A 17,465-nucleotide genomic window follows, 5' to 3' on the forward strand; every position below is an offset into this window, starting at 1 on the left:
AAGGAACGGTCTAGCCGAGCGCCCAGGCGACATCCCTGAGCAGGGCGTGGCGCCAGCCCGCCCGGTCGTGGCCGGACGCCGAGCGGGACACCCGTACGGTCGCACCGGCCCGTTCGGTCAGGGTCTCGACCAGCTCGCAGTGGGGCAGCATCCGCGTTTCGTGTTCCCCCACGTCGAAGGCGATCCGCAGACCGGACAGGTCGGGGCGCTCCCGCAGGCGCGCGGCGAGGGCCCCGCCGACCGGGCCGCCCAAGGGGTCCGCCAGGTCCGGGGCGCCGGGCGTCCACCAGAACGACGGCGACTGGCAGGCGACCCGGGACACCAGGTCCGGGAACTCCAGTGCCGCGTACAGCGCGCTCAGCCCGCCGAGGCTCTGCCCGGCGACCACCAGGCGGTCCGGGTCCGCGGGCAGGCCGGTCTCCGCCACCAGCGGCAGCAGCTCGTCCCGGACTCCCTCCCACAGCTCGGGCCTGCACCCGAACTCGGCCTCCCGGTCCCGTACGGGCAGGAAGACGAGGGTCACGGGGGGCATCTCGCCACTGGCGACGGCCGAGTCGAAGGCGGTCACGGCCGGATGCAGGTACAGCCAGTCGTCCCCGTCGAGCAGCAGGACCACCGGACCGCCACCGCCCGCCGCGTGGACCCGTACGGTGCGCCGGCCGCCGAGCCGTTCGCCGGACCAGCGGACCCGGGTGCGCGGGAGGGGCAGCACGTCGTCACCGCCGGGGTCGACGAGGGGCCAGTGCGGCTGGGCGGGAGCGTCGGGGGCCGCTGCGATGGACCGGTCGCCGCCCGCACCGGCCGGGTTGAACGGGTCGGCGTGCGCCGTGCCGTCGACGAGGAACCGGTAGGTCACGCGCAGCCGCGCGGGCATCGGGACCTCGGCGTACCAGCAGTCCGAGCCGGCCCATCGGCGCAGGGGTACCGGCTCCGACCAGCTCTCGAACCCGATGCTCGCCGGAGCGCCGCGCCACAGGAACAGGGTCACCCAACTCCCGTCGTCGGCACGGACCGACGCCGGCGCCCCGGCGGCCGCCCAGAACGCCTCGGTGCCCGGTTCGCCCGGCAGCCCGTACGCGGCGAAGGAGTGGTCCGTGCCGGCCCCGCGGCCGGAGACGGGATCGGTCAGGCGCATGCGGATCTCCTTGTGAGCGGCAAGGGGAAAGACTAAGCTCTTCTGAATTAGGTGAGCCTAACTTAATCGTGACGTTCCCGGGAGGTACCGACCGTGAGCACCAACCCCTTCGACGATGCCGAGGGCCGCTTCCTCGTACTGGTGAACCGCGAGGGCCAGCACTCGCTGTGGCCGTCCTTCGCCGAGGTGCCCGGCGGGTGGACGACCGTCTTCGACGAGAACACCCGGGGGGCGTGTCTGGACTTCATCGAGGCCAACTGGACCGACCTGCGCCCCCGTTTCCTCGCGCAGCCGATGGACGCCTGACCCGCTCCGGACGACACCGACTGGGGGACGACACCACCCATGCTGTGCACCAGGCTGATCAACGCCCGCTTCCTCACCATGGACCCCGACCGTCCGGTCGCCCGCGAACTGGGTATCTGGCACGGACGGATCGTCGGTCTGGACGAAGCCGTGGCCTCCCTGCCCGCGCGCGAGGTGATCGACCTTCAGGGCGCCACCGTGCTCCCGGGGTTCATCGACGCGCACGTGCACCTGCCCTGGACGGGCTTCACGCAGAACACCCCGAGCATCGCGGGCTGCACGCGGATCGACGAGGCGCTCGCCGTCGTGGCGGAAGCCGTCGCCCGGAGGAACTCGCCCGGATCCTGGGTGAGCATCGTCGGCTACGACCAGCGCGCGCTGGGGCGCCACCTGACGGCCGCCGAACTGGACACGGTCAGCCAGGGGCACAAGCTGTACCTGCTGCACGACTCCGGGCACGGCTGCGTCGTCAACACCGCCGTCCTGGAACTGCTCGCCGCGGACGTCCCGCACGAGAACGGCTTCCTCGCCGAGGGTGCGATGGGCGCCGCCCGCGCGCTGCGACTGCCCTACTCCCAGGAGGAGGTGGCCGAGTCCATCGGACGCGCCGCCCGCACCTGCCTGGCCGAGGGCATCACCGCCTGCGCCGAGGCGGGCATCGGCGGGGCCCTCTTCGGCCACACCCCGGTCGAGCTGGGCGCCTACCAACTCGCCCGGGAGAAGGGCCTGCTGCCGCTGCGGGTCCAGCTGATGGTCTCCGCCGACCGGCTGCGGCCCGTCGGCGCGCACGAGGCGGACGGCATCCCCAAGGCCCTCGACCTCGGGCTGCGCACGGGCTTCGGTGACGACCGGCTCTCCGTGGGCGCCCTGAAGATCTTCACCGACGGCGGCATGATGGCCCGTACCGCCGCCCTGAGCGCCCCCTACGAAGGGCTCGACCACTGCGGCCAGCTGCAGGACGACCCCGAGGTGCTCGCGCAGTCGATCGTGGACGGCCACCTCGCCGGCTGGCAGCTCGCCGTGCACGCCATCGGCGACCGGGCGGCCGACGTGGCCCTGGACGCCCTGGAACGGGCCCAGCGGCTGCGGCCCCGCCCCGGCGCCCGGCACCGCATCGAGCACGCCGGCCTGATCCGCCCCGACCAGCTCCCGCGCATCGCCCGACTGGGCGTCAGTGCCGTCGTCCAGCCCAGCTTCCTGCGCTACTTCGGCGACGACTACGCGGCGATCATGGGCGCCGAGCGGGCGCCCTGGCTGTACCGGGGCCGGGCATTCCTCGACCACGGCATCACCCTGGTCGGCAGCTCCGACCGGCCGGTGACGGACGGCTCCCCGCTGCGGGCCGTCCAGTTCATGGCCGAGCGCGCCTCCGGATCCGGCCGGCTGATCGGCCCGGACGAGGGCATCACCGTCGACGAGGCCCTGCGCGCCTACACCGTCGCCGGGGCCTACGCCTGCCACTGGGAGGACAGTGCGGGCAGTCTCACCCCGGGCAAGCGCGCCGATCTGGTCGTGCTCGGCGACGACCCGCGGAGCGTCGACGTGTCGCGCATCGGCGACATCGAGGTGGTGGCCACGTACGTGGACGGACGCGAGAGCGCAAAGTAGTCGGCGGTGTGAAGGCCCGCCGCGCCCCCACGGGCGCGGCGGGCCTCGTCATGTGCCCCGACGGCACGTTGGCCGGATTCGCCTCTGGTGGGGACACAGGCCGCGCCCGGGGGCCACGTCATGCCCGTGAAGGGCGTCGGCCTCGGCGGGGAGAGCGGTCTGGACCAGGCCGAATGCCGTCGCTCGCCTGGGCAAACGTACTGGGGGTCAAGATCACTGCATCGAGGTAATGAGGGCGGTGTGTCAGGGCCCGTCGGTCGCGCCCGCAGTTAGTGTTCCCCGGGATCTGGACGGATTCCCGAATATTCACCCTCTTTTTCCTCTTTCAATGGTGACGTGCACACATGCCGATCACCGCCCTTACGAAGGAGAGCTCGACCGATGACTGTTGACACGAGCCCGGAAGCGCAGCTGGAAGCGACCCAGCAGTCCAGCCTGAGTACGGCCGCCGCCCGCAACCTCGCCAGCACGACCAAGTCCGCCCCGCAGATGCAGGAGATCACCTCCCGGTGGCTGCTGCGCATGCTGCCCTGGGTGGAGACCAAGGGCGGCACCTACCGGGTGAACCGCCGGCTCAGCTACACCGTCGGCGACGGGCGCATCGAGTTCATCCAGGACGGCGGCGACGTCCGGGTGATCCCCCGCGAGCTCGGCGAACTCGCCCTGCTGCGCGGCTTCGAGGACGAGGAGGTGCTGACGGCCCTCGCCGACCGGTGCGTCCAGCGCGACTTCCGGGCCGGCGAGGTGCTGGTCGAACGCGGCACCCCCGCCGACCAGATCCACCTGATCGCCCACGGCCGGATCAGCCAGACCTCCGTCGGGAAGTACGGTGACGCGGTCGCCGTCGCCGTCCTCGCCGACGGCGAGCAGTTCGGCGAGAACGCCCTGCTGGACGCCGACGCCGCGTGGGACTACACCGCCACCGCCGAGACGCCCGGAACCCTGCTCACCCTGTCCCGCGCCGAGTTCGCCGCCGTGCTGTCCGCGGCGCCGAGCCTCCAGGCCCACGTCCAGCAGTTCAGCTCGCTTCCCCACCAGCGGCAGAACAAGCACGGCGAGGCCGAGATCGCCATGTCGGCCGGCCACACCGGCGAGGCCGAACTGCCCGGTGCCTTCGTCGACTACGAGCTCAAGCCCCGCGAGTACGAGCTCTCCATCGCGCAGACCGTCCTGCGGATCCACACCAGGGTCGCCGACCTCTACAACGGGCCGCACAACCAGACCGAGGAGCAGCTCAGGCTCACCATCGAGGCGCTGCGCGAGCGCCAGGAGCACGAGCTGATCAACAATCGGGAGTTCGGCCTGCTCCACAACGCCGCCTTCAAGCAGCGGATCCAGACCCACTCCGGCCCGCCCACCCCGGACGACCTCGACGAGCTGCTCTGCCGCCGCCGTGGCTCCAAGTTCTTCCTCGCCCACCCCAGGACCATCGCGGCGATCGGGCGCGAGTTCAACTCCCGCGGCCTCTACCCGGACCACGTCGACGTGGGCGGGCAGCAGGTCCCGGCCTGGCGCGGGGTCCCGATCCTGCCCTGCAACAAGATCCCCATCAGCAAGGAGAACACCAGCTCCGTCCTCGTCATGCGAACCGGCGAGGACAACCAGGGCGTGATCGGTCTGCGCCAGACCGGTCTGCCGGAGGAGTACGAGCCCGGCCTGTCGGTGCGCTTCATGGGCATCGACGAGAAGTCGATCATCTCCTACCTGGTCACCGCCTACTACTCCGCCGCCATCCTGGTGCCCGACGCGCTCGGCGTGCTGGAGAACGTGCAGATCGCGCGCCGGCGCGACTAGCGCCGGCGCGACCAGGGACAGCCGGTGGATCCCGGCCGGGCCCGGGCCGTCCGCCACCTGCCGACCCGTGCCCTGCGGCCCCGATCCACCGGACACCGCCGGCGGACACCCGCCGGCGGCCCGCCCGACGGGCGCGACGGCCCGGCCCGGATCGTCCCAGGCCGGCCGAGCGCGCCCGGGATCCGGGACAGCCCACCCACCCCAGCAAGGAGCCACGGATGCCCGAGCCCGGGCCTTCCCCTCTGCAGTCGAGCCTGCCTGCCGCTGCGGCCCGTTTCGGGGCCCACGTCTTCGCCAACGCCCTGGCCTCCGGCATCGAGGCCGTCGGCGCCCTGTCCACCGTGCCCGCGGACGCTCCCGTAGGGGTGCCCGTGGAAGTGCCCGTACCACTGCCCCCGGCGGGGCCCGTCGACGTACCCGTGTCCGAGGACGGACCCGCTGCCGCCGTGTGGCAGGCGAGCCCGGCCCTGGAGCGGATCCTGCGCGGACCCAGCGGGCTGGGCACGGCGAGCCTGCACCTGGCCGCCCGGGCCGAGGTGCTGCCGGCGGCACCGGCGGCTCCGGCGCCCGAGGAGCCGGTGCCGGGTCATCCGATCCCCGGCCTCTACTACCACCCGATCCAGGAGCCCGGCCCCGCACGGGTGGAGGAGGTCAGCCGCAGGATCAAGGACTGGGCGGTGGACGAGGTCGACCTGTACCCCGACGACTGGGAGGGCGAGTTCGACGGCTTCTCCGTCGGGCGGTACATGGTGGCCTGCCATCCGGACGCCCCCACCGTCGAGCACCTGATGCTCGCCACCCGGCTGATGGTCGCCGAGAACGCTGTCGACGACTGCTATTGCGAGGACCACGGCGGCTCGCCCATCGGCCTCGGCGGACGCCTCCTGATGGCGCACACCGCCCTGGACCCCCTCCACACGACGAAGGAGTACCAGCCGGAGTGGGCGCAGTCGCTCCACTCGGACGCACCCCGGCGCGCCTACCGCTCCGCCATGGAGTACTTCCTCCAGGTGGCCAGCCCCTCCCAGGCCGACCGGTTCCGGCACGACATGGCCCGTCTGCACATGGGGTACCTCGCCGAGGCGGCCTGGGCCCAGACGGACCACGTCCCCGAGGTGTGGGAATACCTGGCGATGCGCCAGTTCAACAACTTCCGCCCCTGCCCCACCATCACCGACACCGTCGGCGGCTACGAACTGCCCGCGGACCTCCATGCGCCGGCCGCCATGCAGCGGGTCATCGCGCTCGCGGGCAACGCCACCACGATCGTCAACGACCTCTACTCCTACACCAAGGAACAAGCCAGCCCCGGCCGGCACCTGAACCTGCCCGTGGTGATCGCCGAACGCGAGGACACGTCAGAGCGGGAGGCCTACCTCAAGGCGGTCGAGGTCCACAACGACCTCATGCACGAGTTCGAAGCCGAAGCCGCCGCCCTGGCGGCCGCCTGCCCCGTTCCGAGCGTGCTGCGCTTCCTGCGGGGCGTGGCCGTGTGGGTCGACGGCAACCACTACTGGCACCAGACCAACACCTATCGCTATAGCCTGCCCGACTTCTGGTAAGGATGGATCTATTCGTGACCAGCACCGATTTCACCACCACCACCACCACCTCTGCCGACCCCTCCGTGATCATCCCCTCCCCGGCGACGCCCTACCAGGGGGACATCGCCCGCTACTGGAACAACGAGGCCAGGCCCGTGAACCTGCGCCTCGGCGACGTCGACGGCCTTTACCACCACCACTACGGCATCGGCGACGTCGACCACGCCTCCCTCGGCGACGCCGGTGACAGCGAGTACGAGAAGAAGCTGGTCGCCGAGCTGCACCGGCTGGAGTCGGCGCAGGCCGAGGTCCTCCTGAACCACCTCGGCCCCATCGGGCGCGAGGACACCCTCGTGGACGCCGGCTGCGGCCGCGGCGGCTCGATGGTCATGGCCCACCAGCGCTTCGGGTGCAAGGTCGAGGGCGTCACCCTGTCGGCCAAGCAGGCCGACTTCGCCAACCGGCGGGCCCGCGAGCTCGGCATCGAGGACCACGTCCGCGCCCGCGTCTGCAACATGCTCAGCACGCCCTTCGAGACCGGGCAGGCCGCGGCCTCGTGGAACAACGAGTCGAGCATGTACGTCGACCTGCACGACCTCTTCGCGGAGCACTCCCGGGTCCTTGAGGTCGGCGGCCGCTACGTGACCATCACCGGCTGCTGGAACCCGCGGTACGGTCAGCCCTCGAAGTGGGTCTCCCAGATCAACATGCACTTCGAGTGCAACATCCACTCCCGCCGCGAGTACCTGCGCGCGATGGCCGACAACCGTCTCGTACCGCAGGCCGTCATCGACCTGACCCCCGAGACGCTGCCCTACTGGGAGCTGCGGGCCACGTCCTCGCTGGTCACCGGCATCGAGGAGGCGTTCATCGAGTCCTACAAGGACGGCTCCTTCCAGTACGTGCTGATCGCCGCCGACCGCGTCTGACCGACCGCGTCCGGCCGACCGCGTCCGACCGACCGCGTCCGACCGACCGGGTCCGCCCGAGCGCCGGCCCGAGGGGCCGGATCCGCCCCCCCGGCGGACCCGGCCCCACCCGCCGTTCACCGGACCGGTCAGTCCACGAGCACGCCGGGGTTGAGGATGCCCCGCGGGTCGAGCGCCCCCTTCGCGGCCCGCAGCGCGAGGGCGAAGGGCTCGGGGCGCTGGCGGTCGTAGTCCGGCCGGTGGTCCCGGCCGACGGCGTGGTGGTGGGTGATGGTGGCCCGGTGGCGGTGCAGGACCTCGCCCGCGACGGCCTTGAGGTCGTCCCACAGGGCGACCTCGTCGCCGGCCCGCCCGGCGGCGAGGACGGTGAAGTACGGGGCCGCGCCGTCCGGATACACGTGTGTCAGACGGCAGTTGACGGTGGCGGGGTGTCCGGTGGCCTTGAGGGCCGCCGCGCCGACCTCGGTGCGGACCGCGTCGATCAGGCCGGGGATCCGGTCCCAGGTGGCGGCCGTTTCGAAGGTCTCCGCGACGGCGCCCATCCTGGCCAGGCCGTCGCGCAGGTAGGGCATCCGGAGGAAGGCCGATCGCCAGGCGCTCACGGCCGCGTCACCGGACGCACCGGCGGACGTGCCACCGCCCGCGTTCGCCGTCTCGTACCGGCCGCCGTGCGAGCGGGCCAGGGCAACGGCCCGTTCGAGCCGGGCGGTCACCGGTTCGTCCGCCGACTCGAACCCCAGCACCAGCACGGCGCAGCCGTCCCGCGCCGCGCCCGACAGCGCGGCCTCACCGGCGTCCAGCAGACGGCAGTTGGCGGGGGAGAGGTCGGACTGCGCGATCGCCCGCACCGCCCGGAGCGCGTCCTGGAAGTCGGCGAAGGCGACCGCGGCGGACGCCTTGTGGCGGGGACGCTCCTGCAGCCGGACCCATGCCTCGGTGATGATGCCGAGGGCCCCCTCGGAGCCCAGGAACAGGCGGTCGGGGGAGGGGCCGGCCCCGGAGGCGGGCAGCCGCCACGAGGCGCTCGTGCCGGCCGGGGTGACGACGCGCAGCGACTGCACGAAGTCGTCGATGTGCGTGCGGCCGGTGGCGTAGTGGCCGCCGGCGCGGGTGGCGAGCCAGCCCCCGAGGGTGGAGAACTCGAAGCTCTGCGGGAAGTGCCGCAGGGTGAGGCCCTGCGGCCGGAGCTGGTCCTCCAGGCCCGGCCCGAGGGTGCCGGCCTGGATGCGCGCGGACCGGCCCTCGGTGTCGACCTCCAGGACGCGGTCCATGGAGGTCAGATCGAGGGACAGCACCGCCTGGTGGGCGTCGCCGCGGTACTCCACGCCCCCGGTGACCGAGGAGCCCCCGCCGTACGGGACGACGGCGACCCGCCGCTCACCGGCCCAGTCCAGCAGATCGGCCACGTCCCGGTCGTCCAGCGGGCGGGCGACGAGGTCGGGGATGCGGCCGGGCCGCCCGCGCAGGGCGCGCATCACGTCGCGGTACGCCTTGCCCATGGCATGGGCGGCGCGGTCCGCGGGATCGGCGGTGACCAGGTGGGCGAGGCTGCCCGGCGGCTCCACGGCGGGGGCCGCGATGCCCAGGTCGCCGACCCGGGGAACGGGGAGCGGGCGGGCGAGGGTGCCGGGGAGGAGGGCGCCCATCGCGGCGCATTCGGCGTCGTCGGGATGGGCGTCGGCCCACCCCCAGCCCCACCAGGAGCGGGCACGGGATGTCGGCTGCGCAGTGGTGCCGGTCATGGGGGCTCCAGGGGTCGAGGCAACTTACCTAGGGGTAAATTACCTACTGATAATATTGGCTCATGGCAACCCCCTCAGCCCCTTCGTCCAAGGCCGGCACCAAAGGAGTCCCGCGGGAGCACCGCCGCCGACAGATGCTGGAGGCCGCCACGGACGAGTTCGGAACGCGCGGCTACGCAGCCGCGTCGCTCCCTGCGATCGCCGCGCGGGTGGGTGTCACCAAGACGCTGCTGCACCAGTACTTCGGGACCAAGGAGGACCTGTACGTCGCCTGCCTGGTCCCCGTCGGTGACCGGCTGCTGGATGCGATCCGTACGGCGATGGGCCCCCACGGGACCGCGCCGCACACGCCGCTGCGCGTGCTGCACGGGATCTTCGCCGCCCTGGAGGGGCGACGGGAGGCGTGGTTCGTGCTGTACGACACCACGCTGCCGCCCGGCGGCGAGGCCGCCCGCCGGGCTTCGGAGTACTGGGCGGCCATCGACGGGCTCGCCGCCGGCGGCACCGCCGACCTGCTGCGCGCGGCCGGATCCACCGACCCGCTGGACGCCGACGCGCTCAAGTACGTCTGGCGGGACCTGGTCGCCACCCTCGTACGCTGGTGGGTCAAGCACCCGGAGCAGTCCCCGGAGGCCATGACCCGACGCTGCGCCCGCCTCTTCGCGGCGGCCGCCATGCTCAGCCCTGAAGGCGGCCCTTCTCGGCTTTGAGCTTGCGCCACACGGTCCCCAGCGCCTCCATGTCCCGCTCGTCGAGGAGCTCGGTGAAGGCCGGCGCCAGGGCCTCGCGCCGGGTGGTGTCGGCCTCGGCGAAGAGCGTGCGTCCCGCCTCCGTGAGGGAGACCTCCACCGATCGGGCGTCACGCGCCGAGGGCGTGCGGGTCACCAGGCCCCGGGCCTGGAGGGCGTCCACGACCCGGGAGACCTGGCTGCGGCTGAGCAGCGTGCTGTTGCCGAGGACGGAGGCGGGCACGGGCTCGGGGCTGGAAGCCAGCCACAGCATGACCTCGAACCAGGACACGGGCAGGTCGTGGGCCTTCACGAGGGCGCGGTCGACGCGGTCGGTCAACGTGGTGCCGGCCCAGACCAGCCCGTAGAAGGCGTAGTCGGCCGCCGGCATCTCGGCTTCGGTGAGCTTCTTCGGCATGTCGGCAGTCTAGAGGTTGCGTGCGCACGCACATAACTTTATGGTGTGTGTGCACGCACATAAATCACGTTCCGTGAAAGGTGACCGCCATGTCGACCCTCCCCGCCACTCCCGGCAGCTCCCTCCGCACCGTCCTGATCACCGGTACGTCCTCCGGTATCGGCCTGGCGGCCGCCGTCGCCGCCGCCCGGGCCGGCTGGCGTACCATCGCCACGCTGCGTGACACCAGCAAGGCCGACGCCCTGCGCAAGGCGGCCGCCGAGGCGGGCGTCGAGGCGGGCGTCGAGCTCGACATCCGCCGGCTCGACGTCGTCGACGAGGCCTGCGTCGCCGACGCCGTCAACGGCGTGATCGCCGACTACGGCCGCCTGGACGCGGTCGTGAACAACGCGGGTGCCGGGCACGTCGGCACCCTCGAACTCGAAACCGTCGCCGACGTCCGCGAGGTCATGGAGGTCAACTTCTTCGGCGTGCTGAACGTCTCCAAGGCCGCCCTGCCGCACCTGCGGGCCACCGGCGGCCGCCTGATCACGGTCACCAGCGTCGGCGGCGTCATCGGTCAGCCCTTCAACGAGGCCTACTGCGCCGCGAAGTTCGCCGTGGAGGGGTACATGGAGAGCCTGGCCCCCGTCGCGGGCGCCGTCGGCGTGAGCGTGTCCGTCATCGAGCCGGGCGCCGTGGCCACGGAGTTCGTCAACAACATCGGGCTCGACATCGAAGGCCGGATCGCCGCGGCCGGCCCGTACGCCGACGCGCTGCGCCACTACGTCGCCCGTACGGTCGGCCAGTTCCTGGACGGCGCCCAGACCCCGGCCGGCGCGGCCGAGTCCGTGATGGAGGCGCTGACCGCCGACCGCCCCGCGTTCCGCATCCAGACCTCGCAGTGGGCCCGCGACTTCACCGGGACCAAGCTCGATGACCGGGACGGCTCGGCGGTCCTCGGCATGACCGGCGCCTGGGTCTCCTGACCGGCGGGGGCCGGGCCGGAGCGCCCGATCTGTGCTCCGGCCGGAACCGGGTCATCATGGCTGGAGGCCGACGCACCCTCCGCGCGAGGGTACGGCGGAGCGAGCCGGGAGGTGACTCGTAGGCATGGACGAATCACGCAGAGCCTGGATCATGATCGGTGGCGCCGTTGCGGTCATCTTCCTGAACGTCGTCGCCATCGTCCTGATGAACACCGTCGGGCGATGACCGTCCCTACCTGAGTTCCATGGTGGCGCCGAAGGCCCTGAGGCGGCCGACGACCTCCTCGGCATAGGAGCCGGCGGTCATCCCTTCGCCGGCCAGGGCGCGGTGGGCCACCTCGAAGTCGTGCCAGACCAGGGTGAAGGGCGGAAGGGCTCCGAAACCGCCGGACAGGCAGTCGAACAGCGAGTTCCAGCACCTGCCGTAGTAGCCGCCGGGGCCGTTGAGCGCCTCGCCCAGCGCGCAGTACAGGGCGTAGTGGCCGGTCACGTGCCGGCCGTCGAGGTGGTACGCGCCGCCCTTCCGGTCCGGGCCGTGGCGCATCTCCGTGAACCGGAGCCATTCCCCCCGCAGCTCGTCCGGGAACCGCGCCCACTGGTTGGGCTCGGTGGGCCGCCCGTCCAGCCATGCCTGCCAGACGGGTTCGAGCTCGGGCCGGGGCTGTTCCTCGACCTCTCCGGAGACGGTGACGTCGAGCAGGCCGCCGCCGAGGGCGGAAGGCCGCGCTTCGACGACGGACAGCCAGGCGGTCCGCCCGGTCATGACGCGACCCGTCCGGTCGACCGCCAGGATGTCCAGCCGCGTGGAGCCGTGCCCCCGCGACAGGAGCGGGGCGTCGGGGTCGCAGCCGAGGAGCCGGAGCACCACCGCCTCCGGAGGCCGCCGGGAGTGAAAGAGCCGGGGCACCGCCGCGCAGGAGCCGTACGGAGTGTCTCCCTCGGGGTCGAAGAGCTCGAAGCCGAACTGCTTCTGGCGTTCGTCCGACGGCGTTCCGAAGGACCAGGAGGGCGGTCGGACGCCGGCTTCCAAGGCGATGTCGACGAGTGAGGCGTCCTCCGGGCTGGGCTGCTGGTCCACGACGACGGCGTCGCACAGCTCGTAGTCCCAGTCGTGCACCTTCTCGCCCCCCAGCCGCACCTCGATCAGCATGTCGCCGATCCGGCCGCCGTCCTTGCCGTCGACGGCTTCGCGGAGCGGGCCGAGCGGTGCGCACGAGAACAGCACCAGCTCTTCTCCGGGCACGGCCGGCACCGGCGGTTCTGTGAACAGCCCCTCCACGTCCGCACACTTCGCCAGGAGGTCGTATCCACAGGCGTAGGGGAAGCTCCTGCCCTCCGGCCCGTGGTCTCTCTCCTCCACCAGGACGTACCGGAGCGGCGTGCCGCGCTCCCGGCTCCACCGCTCGTGCCAGGGGTTCTTCATACCGCACATCCAACAGGGGCCTGGCCGGGATCTCATGCGGGTTTCACGCCGGGCGGGAGGTCGCGAGTCGGCGGGCCCGGCCCGTTTCCATATCCTGACATATAGTCAAATCTCTTTGCGTGGAAGGGTGTCCGGATCGGTGCAGGGCCGGAAAGAGGGGCGGTTAGGACCCTTGCCGTGTCCCCTGCCGTTCGCGAATGATGCTCCCGGCGTGTCGGCCGATGACGGCCGCGATCCGCCCATGCCCGTCGAGCCGACCGGTCAGGAGCCCGTTTTGCGGACGAACCGTCACATCCGGAGATCAATGGTGGTCGTCGGGGCCGCCCTCGCGCTGGTCGTCGCCGTTCCCCAGGCGGCCTTCGCCGCGCCGCCCCCGGCCCTGCCCAGCCAGGCCGAGGCGATCGAGCTGACCTTCCAGCCGGCCTACGACTACGACACCGACGGCTGCTACCCGACACCCGCCATAGGCCCGACCGGAGTTCTGAACGGGGGACTCAAACCCACCGGCGCCCTCAACGGCAGCTGCCGGGACGCCTCGGACCTCCAGAACACCAACGGTTACTCCCGCTGGAAGTGCAACAACGGCTGGTGCGCCGTGGTCTACGCGCTGTACTTCGAGAAGGACCAGGCCCTCGCCGGTGTCTCCCTCGGCGGTCACCGCCACGACTGGGAACACGTGGTGGTGTGGATCCAGAACAACGAGGCCAAGTACGTCGCGACCTCCGCCCACGGCGACTTCAACATCCACACCCGCGACCAGATCCGCTGGGACGGCACCCACCCCAAGATCGTCTACCACAAGGACGGGGTGAGCACGCACTGCTTCCGCGCGGCGAACCCCAACGACGAGCCGCCCGAGAACCACCGCGGCACCTGGCAGTTCCCCGCGCTCGTCGGATGGTCGGGCTATCCCGCGACCCTGCGGGACAAGCTCAGCCAGGCCGATTTCGGCAGCGCGCACTTCGGTCTGAAGGACGGCTCCTTCGCCTCCCACCTCGCGGAGGCCAAGCCGGCGGGCATTCCCTTCGACCCGTACCAGTAGTCGGTCGGCAGCCGTCGGCGTGGGTCACCCGCCCCAGATCTTCCGGTACCCCTCGCGGTAACCGGACGGATCCCAGGACGTGGCGCCCTCGCTGTTGTCGGCCGTCGCGACGTGGACGGGGGCCACGTAGCCGCTGGCGGGCCGGCCGGCGAACGCGCGGTTGAACTCGTCGACGATCTGCCAGCCCTGCTGGGACAGCGGCTCGGGGACGGTGGCGGCCTGGAACTGCTTGCTGTTGATGCGCTGGAAGGCGGACGGGTCGCCGTCGCCCGCGCCGATGTTCAAGGGCGGTCCGGACCCCGGCTTGCCGGCCGCGCGCAGGGCCGGGGCCGCGTCCGCGAAGTAGAGGTCGTTGATGGCGACGGAGTGGGTCCAATCGTCCTGGAAGCGGGAGAGGAGGGAGGAGACCGCCTGGGGGGTGCGGCTGGCGGCGTCCGGGATGGGGATGTTCTCGCGGGACAGGAGCCGTACGCCGGAACAGGTGGCCAGCTCCTGCCGGATCAGATCGGACTTGTTCTTGGCGAAGGGGATCGAGTCGTCGGTGAAGAGGACGACCCCGGCATCTCCGCGGGCCCCGGCGATGATCCAGTCCGCGCTGATCCGCGCCACGTCCTCCACCTTCGTCGTGACGTTGGTGAAGAGCCGGGGGTGCTCGCTCGGGCCGGGCGATCCGACCGCGTGCCAGCCGACGACCGGGATGTGCGCGGCCTCTGCCCGCGCCATCTGCTGCGAGGTCGGCTGGGGGTCGAAGCCCCCGATGACGATGCCCGAGGGCTTGAGCGTGATGGCCTGGCTGAGCGCCGCCTGGATGCCGGCGGGGGTGCCCTCCCCGTCGATCACCCGGACCTGCCAGCCGATGGCCTTCGCGGCCTCCTCGACGCCCTTCGCGACGCCCGCGACACCGGGGTTGGTCATGGTCTGCGCGACGTAGACGATGGTCTTGCCGGCCGCCGCCGGGGGGCCGCTGGTGGGGCCGTGCCAGGCGGCGTCCGTGTTCTCGGCCTGCCGAACGGCCGCCTCGGCATTCGCGAGGGCGGCGGGGCATCCGGCCTTCGATGGCCCGGCGCCGGTCGACGGGCCGCTCCCGCAGCCCGTAACGAGGGCCGTGGCCGCTGTCAGCAGGGCTGCGGCCGTGAGGGTGGTCTTGAGGTTCGGGTACACGGTGCTCCTGGTGCGGGTGCGCGTACGAGGTCTGCTACGGACGGCTGTTCTGCGGTGGTGCGGCAGGAGGTTGAGCGGGGGACCGGCGGGTCGCCGCGGTGCCGGTGCGCAGCCGGCGGCGGGCGGAGTAGCCGGCCAGGCCGACGGCGATGAGCAGGGTGGCGCCGTTGAACAGCGGCGTGGCCCAGAACTGGGCGCCGAGCTGGCCGATTCCGGCGAGGCCGATGGCGAGGACGGCGACGGCCACGATGGTGCCGAGGGCGTTGGCACGGCCGGGCTTGATCGTGGTGGCACCGAGCAGGGCCCCGACGAAGGCGGGCAGCAGGTACTCCAGACCGACGCTCGGGTTGCCCGTCTGCTGCTGGGCGGCGAGGAGGACCCCGGCGAAGCCGACGACCAGGCCCGATCCGGTGAAGGCGTAGACGGAGTACCGGTGGGTGGGGATGCCGATGATGCCGGCGGCGCGCGGGTTGGAGCCGATGACGTACAGGTACCGGCCGAGCGGCAGCCGCTCCAGGACCACCCACAGGCCGGCCGTGAGGGCGAGCACGTAGAAGGCCGGCAGCGGCAGGCCGAGGAACCGGGAGTCGTAGAGGCCGGTGAAGTCGGCGGGGAGGCCGTTCGGGCCGGGGACGATCCGGCCCCCGTCGGTGATCCAGCCGGTGAAGGCGTACATGATGCTGCCGGTGCCGAGCGTGGCGATGAAGGAGTCGATCTGCCCGAACTCGACGATGACGCCGTTGAGCGCGCCGACCGCCGCCCCTCCGAGGACCACGACGAGGCAGGCGGCGGGCCAGGGCCAGCCCTCGTTGACGATGATCTGCATCACCAGCACGTGCGCCAGGCCGAGGCCGTACCCGATGGACAGGTCGAACTTGCCGGCGGCGATCGGGATGGTCGCGCCCAGCGCCAGGAGGGCGGGGACGGACTGGTTGGAGAGGATCGAGGACACGTTGTCCCGGGTGGGGAAGGTGCCCGGCAGGGTGAGGGAGAAGACCAGGAAGAGCAGGACGGCGAGGGCCGGGAGGCCGTAGCTGCCGACGAGGTGCCCGCGGAGGTGGCCCAGCAGGGATCGGCGCGAGGGGGAGTGGGTCATCGGCTCGTCGCGGTCCCGGTGATCGGGGGCATCGCCGACGCGGTCCGGGTGAGTTCGGTGACGGTGAGGGCCGCACCGGTCAGTTCGGCGCTCACGGTCCCGCGGACGAAGACCAGCGCGCGGTGGCACACCCCCGCGACCTCCTCGAAATCGGTGGAGATGAGCAGGACCGCCAGGCCGGAGGCCAGCGCGTCGTCGAGCAGCCGGTGGATCACGGCCTTGGCGCCGACGTCCACACTGGCGGTCGGCTCTTCGAGGACGAGCAGGCGCAGGTTCCCGCGGAGCCACCGGCCGACCATCACCTTCTGCTGGTTGCCGCCGGACAGGGTGGCGATCGGCACCTCGCTGTCGCGGGGGTGCACCGAGAAGCGGTCGATCAGGGCGGTGGCCTCGGCTCGCTCGCGGCGGGGGCCGGTCCACCGCAGCGCCGGGACACCGGCCGCCCGCGGGTTCGCCAGGAAGTTCTCCCGGACGGTCAGTTCGGCGGCGCAGCCCTCCTCCTGACGGTTGCCCGCCACCAAGCCGACGCCGGACGCGAGAGCGGCGCAGACCCTGCGCGGGCGGTACGGCCGGCCGTCGAGCAGCGCCCGCCCGCCGAGCATCGGCCGGGCGCCGGCGAGGGCGCGGCCCAGGTCCATGTGGCCGGCGCCGGTCAGGCCCACCATGCCGAGGATCTCCCCGGCCCGCAGGTCCAGGCTGACCGGTCCGGCGTACGCGGTCCGCACGCCGTCGAGGCGCAGGAGGGGCGGCCCGGTGGTGGCGCGGGGCGCGGCCGGCGCGGGGGCGGCCGGTTCGTGGCCCACGATGGCGCGCACCAGCCGGGCGGGGGCGAAACCGGCGAGGGGGCCGCGTTCGACCACGTGGCCGTCGCGCAGGACGGCGAAGGTGTCGGCGACCTTGTACACCTCGTCGAGCCGGTGGCTGACGTAGAGGATGCCGTGCCCCCGGTCGCGCAGGGCGTGCAGGACGTCGAACAGCCGGGCGCAGTCCGCGGCGGGGAGGGTGGCGGTCGGCTCGTCGAGCACGATGAGTTCGGCGTCGGTCGCCAGGGCGCGGGCGATGGCGACCAGCGAGCGCTCGGCGGGGGCGAGGTCGGCGACTCGGGCGTCGGCGTCCAGGTGCCCGGCGACGATCCGCAGGGCCTCGTCGCAGCGCTCACGGGTGCGCCTCCAGGAGATCAGTCCGCGCCGGCGCGGGTAGCCGGTGCCCAGGGCGACGTTCTCGGCCACCGTCATCCACGCGACGAGACCGAGGTCCTGGTGGATGAAGGACATGGTCCGGGCCGCGGCGTGCGAGCCGAGCGGATGGCCGGCCACCGTCACCTCGCCCTCGTCGGCGCGGTGGACCCCGGCGAGCACCTTGATGAGGGTGGACTTCCCGGCGCCGTTGGGGCCGAGGAGGGCGAGGACGCTGCCCCGGTGGATGTCGAGGTCGACCCCGGCCAGCGCCACCGTGCCGCCGAACCGCTTGCCGAGACCGCGCATGCGGACGAGGGGTCCGCCACCGAAGGGCGACGGCGGGCTCATCGAGGTGTCGGGAGCGTCATGCACAGACTTCTCCGGGGGTCGGCC

Annotated in this window: 15 protein-coding genes; 8 read left to right on the top strand and 7 right to left on the bottom strand. The window is 72.4% G+C overall.

Annotation, left to right across the window (positions count from 1 at the left end):
- Positions 1 to 10: 10 nt before the first annotated feature.
- Positions 11 to 1,135, bottom strand: coding sequence for an alpha/beta hydrolase-fold protein (locus tag OG332_RS44590; protein ID WP_327418796.1), 1,125 nt, complete (start codon positions 1,133 to 1,135; stop codon positions 11 to 13).
- Between the two features lie 93 nt (positions 1,136 to 1,228).
- On the opposite strand from OG332_RS44590, the gene OG332_RS44595 reads away from it, so the two are divergent.
- The 5 genes from OG332_RS44595 to OG332_RS44615 all read left to right on the top strand — a co-directional run bounded on the left by OG332_RS44595 (position 1,229) and on the right by OG332_RS44615 (position 7,316).
- The gene (locus tag OG332_RS44595) at positions 1,229 to 1,441 is read left to right on the top strand and encodes an MbtH family protein (RefSeq protein ID WP_327418797.1); all 213 of its coding nucleotides are present in this window, start codon (positions 1,229 to 1,231) and stop codon (positions 1,439 to 1,441) included.
- 39 nt (positions 1,442 to 1,480) lie between these two features.
- Positions 1,481 to 3,049 carry an amidohydrolase gene (locus tag OG332_RS44600; protein ID WP_327418798.1) on the top strand — a complete coding sequence of 523 codons (1,569 nt, stop codon included), beginning with the start codon at positions 1,481 to 1,483 and terminating at the stop codon, positions 3,047 to 3,049.
- Between the two features lie 381 nt (positions 3,050 to 3,430).
- Positions 3,431 to 4,843, top strand: coding sequence for a family 2B encapsulin nanocompartment shell protein (locus OG332_RS44605; protein ID WP_327418799.1), 1,413 nt, complete (start codon positions 3,431 to 3,433; stop codon positions 4,841 to 4,843).
- Between the two features lie 218 nt (positions 4,844 to 5,061).
- Complete coding sequence (locus OG332_RS44610; protein WP_327418800.1) at positions 5,062 to 6,405, top strand: family 2 encapsulin nanocompartment cargo protein terpene cyclase; 1,344 nt, start codon at positions 5,062 to 5,064, stop codon at positions 6,403 to 6,405.
- A gap of 2 nt (positions 6,406 to 6,407) precedes the next feature.
- Positions 6,408 to 7,316, top strand: a complete 909-nt coding sequence (locus OG332_RS44615; RefSeq protein WP_327418801.1) for a geranyl diphosphate 2-C-methyltransferase — start codon at positions 6,408 to 6,410, stop codon at positions 7,314 to 7,316.
- Between the two features lie 128 nt (positions 7,317 to 7,444).
- Here the strand turns inward: OG332_RS44615 and OG332_RS44620 are convergent, their stop codons facing one another.
- A complete protein-coding gene (locus OG332_RS44620; RefSeq protein WP_327418802.1) occupies positions 7,445 to 9,058 on the bottom strand; it encodes an FAD-binding oxidoreductase in 1,614 nt (537 codons plus the stop codon).
- Positions 9,059 to 9,120: 62 nt separating this feature from the next.
- Between OG332_RS44620 and OG332_RS44625 the strand changes: the two genes are divergently transcribed.
- Positions 9,121 to 9,768, top strand: coding sequence for a TetR/AcrR family transcriptional regulator (locus OG332_RS44625; protein ID WP_327418803.1), 648 nt, complete (start codon positions 9,121 to 9,123; stop codon positions 9,766 to 9,768).
- On the opposite strand, the gene OG332_RS44630 is transcribed toward OG332_RS44625, so the two are convergent.
- Positions 9,737 to 10,204 (bottom strand): MarR family winged helix-turn-helix transcriptional regulator, encoded by a 468-nt coding sequence (locus OG332_RS44630; RefSeq protein WP_327418804.1) that lies wholly within the window; start codon positions 10,202 to 10,204, stop codon positions 9,737 to 9,739. The two genes, OG332_RS44625 and OG332_RS44630, sit on opposite strands and share 32 nt — an antisense overlap.
- Positions 10,205 to 10,293: 89 nt before the next feature.
- Between OG332_RS44630 and OG332_RS44635 the strand changes: the two genes are divergently transcribed.
- Entirely contained in the window at positions 10,294 to 11,172 is an 879-nt protein-coding gene (locus tag OG332_RS44635) for an SDR family NAD(P)-dependent oxidoreductase (RefSeq protein WP_327418805.1), read from the top strand.
- 232 nt (positions 11,173 to 11,404) lie between these two features.
- Here OG332_RS44635 and OG332_RS44640 read toward each other — a convergent pair whose 3' ends face one another.
- The gene (locus OG332_RS44640; RefSeq protein WP_327418806.1) at positions 11,405 to 12,595 is read right to left on the bottom strand and encodes a barstar family protein; all 1,191 of its coding nucleotides are present in this window, start codon (positions 12,593 to 12,595) and stop codon (positions 11,405 to 11,407) included.
- A gap of 304 nt (positions 12,596 to 12,899) precedes the next feature.
- Here OG332_RS44640 and OG332_RS44645 point away from each other — a divergent pair, with 304 nt between their 5' ends.
- Positions 12,900 to 13,637 carry an NPP1 family protein gene (locus OG332_RS44645; protein WP_327419563.1) on the top strand — a complete coding sequence of 246 codons (738 nt, stop codon included), beginning with the start codon at positions 12,900 to 12,902 and terminating at the stop codon, positions 13,635 to 13,637.
- Between the two features lie 24 nt (positions 13,638 to 13,661).
- Here OG332_RS44645 and OG332_RS44650 read toward each other — a convergent pair whose 3' ends face one another.
- Genes OG332_RS44650 through OG332_RS44660 form a run of 3 tightly spaced genes read right to left on the bottom strand, consistent with a single transcriptional unit; the run spans position 13,662 to position 17,444 of the window.
- Positions 13,662 to 14,798, bottom strand: a complete 1,137-nt coding sequence (locus OG332_RS44650) for a substrate-binding domain-containing protein (RefSeq protein WP_327418807.1) — start codon at positions 14,796 to 14,798, stop codon at positions 13,662 to 13,664.
- A gap of 34 nt (positions 14,799 to 14,832) precedes the next feature.
- Positions 14,833 to 15,894: an ABC transporter permease gene (locus OG332_RS44655; RefSeq protein WP_327418808.1), complete on the bottom strand. Its 1,062-nt coding sequence runs from the start codon at positions 15,892 to 15,894 to the stop codon at positions 14,833 to 14,835.
- Positions 15,891 to 17,444 carry a sugar ABC transporter ATP-binding protein gene (locus OG332_RS44660; RefSeq protein ID WP_327418809.1) on the bottom strand — a complete coding sequence of 518 codons (1,554 nt, stop codon included), beginning with the start codon at positions 17,442 to 17,444 and terminating at the stop codon, positions 15,891 to 15,893. The genes OG332_RS44655 and OG332_RS44660 overlap by 4 nt, the downstream gene beginning before the upstream one ends.
- Positions 17,445 to 17,465 lie beyond the last annotated feature (21 nt).

It is taken from the genome of Streptomyces sp. NBC_01233, assembly GCF_035989305.1.
In the GTDB taxonomy this organism is placed as follows: domain Bacteria; phylum Actinomycetota; class Actinomycetes; order Streptomycetales; family Streptomycetaceae; genus Streptomyces.

Coding starts and splice junctions, on each gene's coding strand:
- OG332_RS44610 (WP_327418800.1), top strand. CDS start 5,062: ATGCCCGAGCCCGGGCCTTCCCCTCTGCAGTCGAGCCTGCCTGCCGCT.
- OG332_RS44655 (WP_327418808.1), bottom strand. CDS start 15,894: ATGACCCACTCCCCCTCGCGCCGATCCCTGCTGGGCCACCTCCGCGGG.
- OG332_RS44625 (WP_327418803.1), top strand. CDS start 9,121: ATGGCAACCCCCTCAGCCCCTTCGTCCAAGGCCGGCACCAAAGGAGTC.
- OG332_RS44615 (WP_327418801.1), top strand. CDS start 6,408: ATGGATCTATTCGTGACCAGCACCGATTTCACCACCACCACCACCACC.
- OG332_RS44600 (WP_327418798.1), top strand. CDS start 1,481: ATGCTGTGCACCAGGCTGATCAACGCCCGCTTCCTCACCATGGACCCC.
- OG332_RS44635 (WP_327418805.1), top strand. CDS start 10,294: ATGTCGACCCTCCCCGCCACTCCCGGCAGCTCCCTCCGCACCGTCCTG.
- OG332_RS44620 (WP_327418802.1), bottom strand. CDS start 9,058: ATGACCGGCACCACTGCGCAGCCGACATCCCGTGCCCGCTCCTGGTGG.
- OG332_RS44605 (WP_327418799.1), top strand. CDS start 3,431: ATGACTGTTGACACGAGCCCGGAAGCGCAGCTGGAAGCGACCCAGCAG.
- OG332_RS44640 (WP_327418806.1), bottom strand. CDS start 12,595: ATGAAGAACCCCTGGCACGAGCGGTGGAGCCGGGAGCGCGGCACGCCG.
- OG332_RS44590 (WP_327418796.1), bottom strand. CDS start 1,135: ATGCGCCTGACCGATCCCGTCTCCGGCCGCGGGGCCGGCACGGACCAC.
- OG332_RS44630 (WP_327418804.1), bottom strand. CDS start 10,204: ATGCCGAAGAAGCTCACCGAAGCCGAGATGCCGGCGGCCGACTACGCC.
- OG332_RS44645 (WP_327419563.1), top strand. CDS start 12,900: ATGGTGGTCGTCGGGGCCGCCCTCGCGCTGGTCGTCGCCGTTCCCCAG.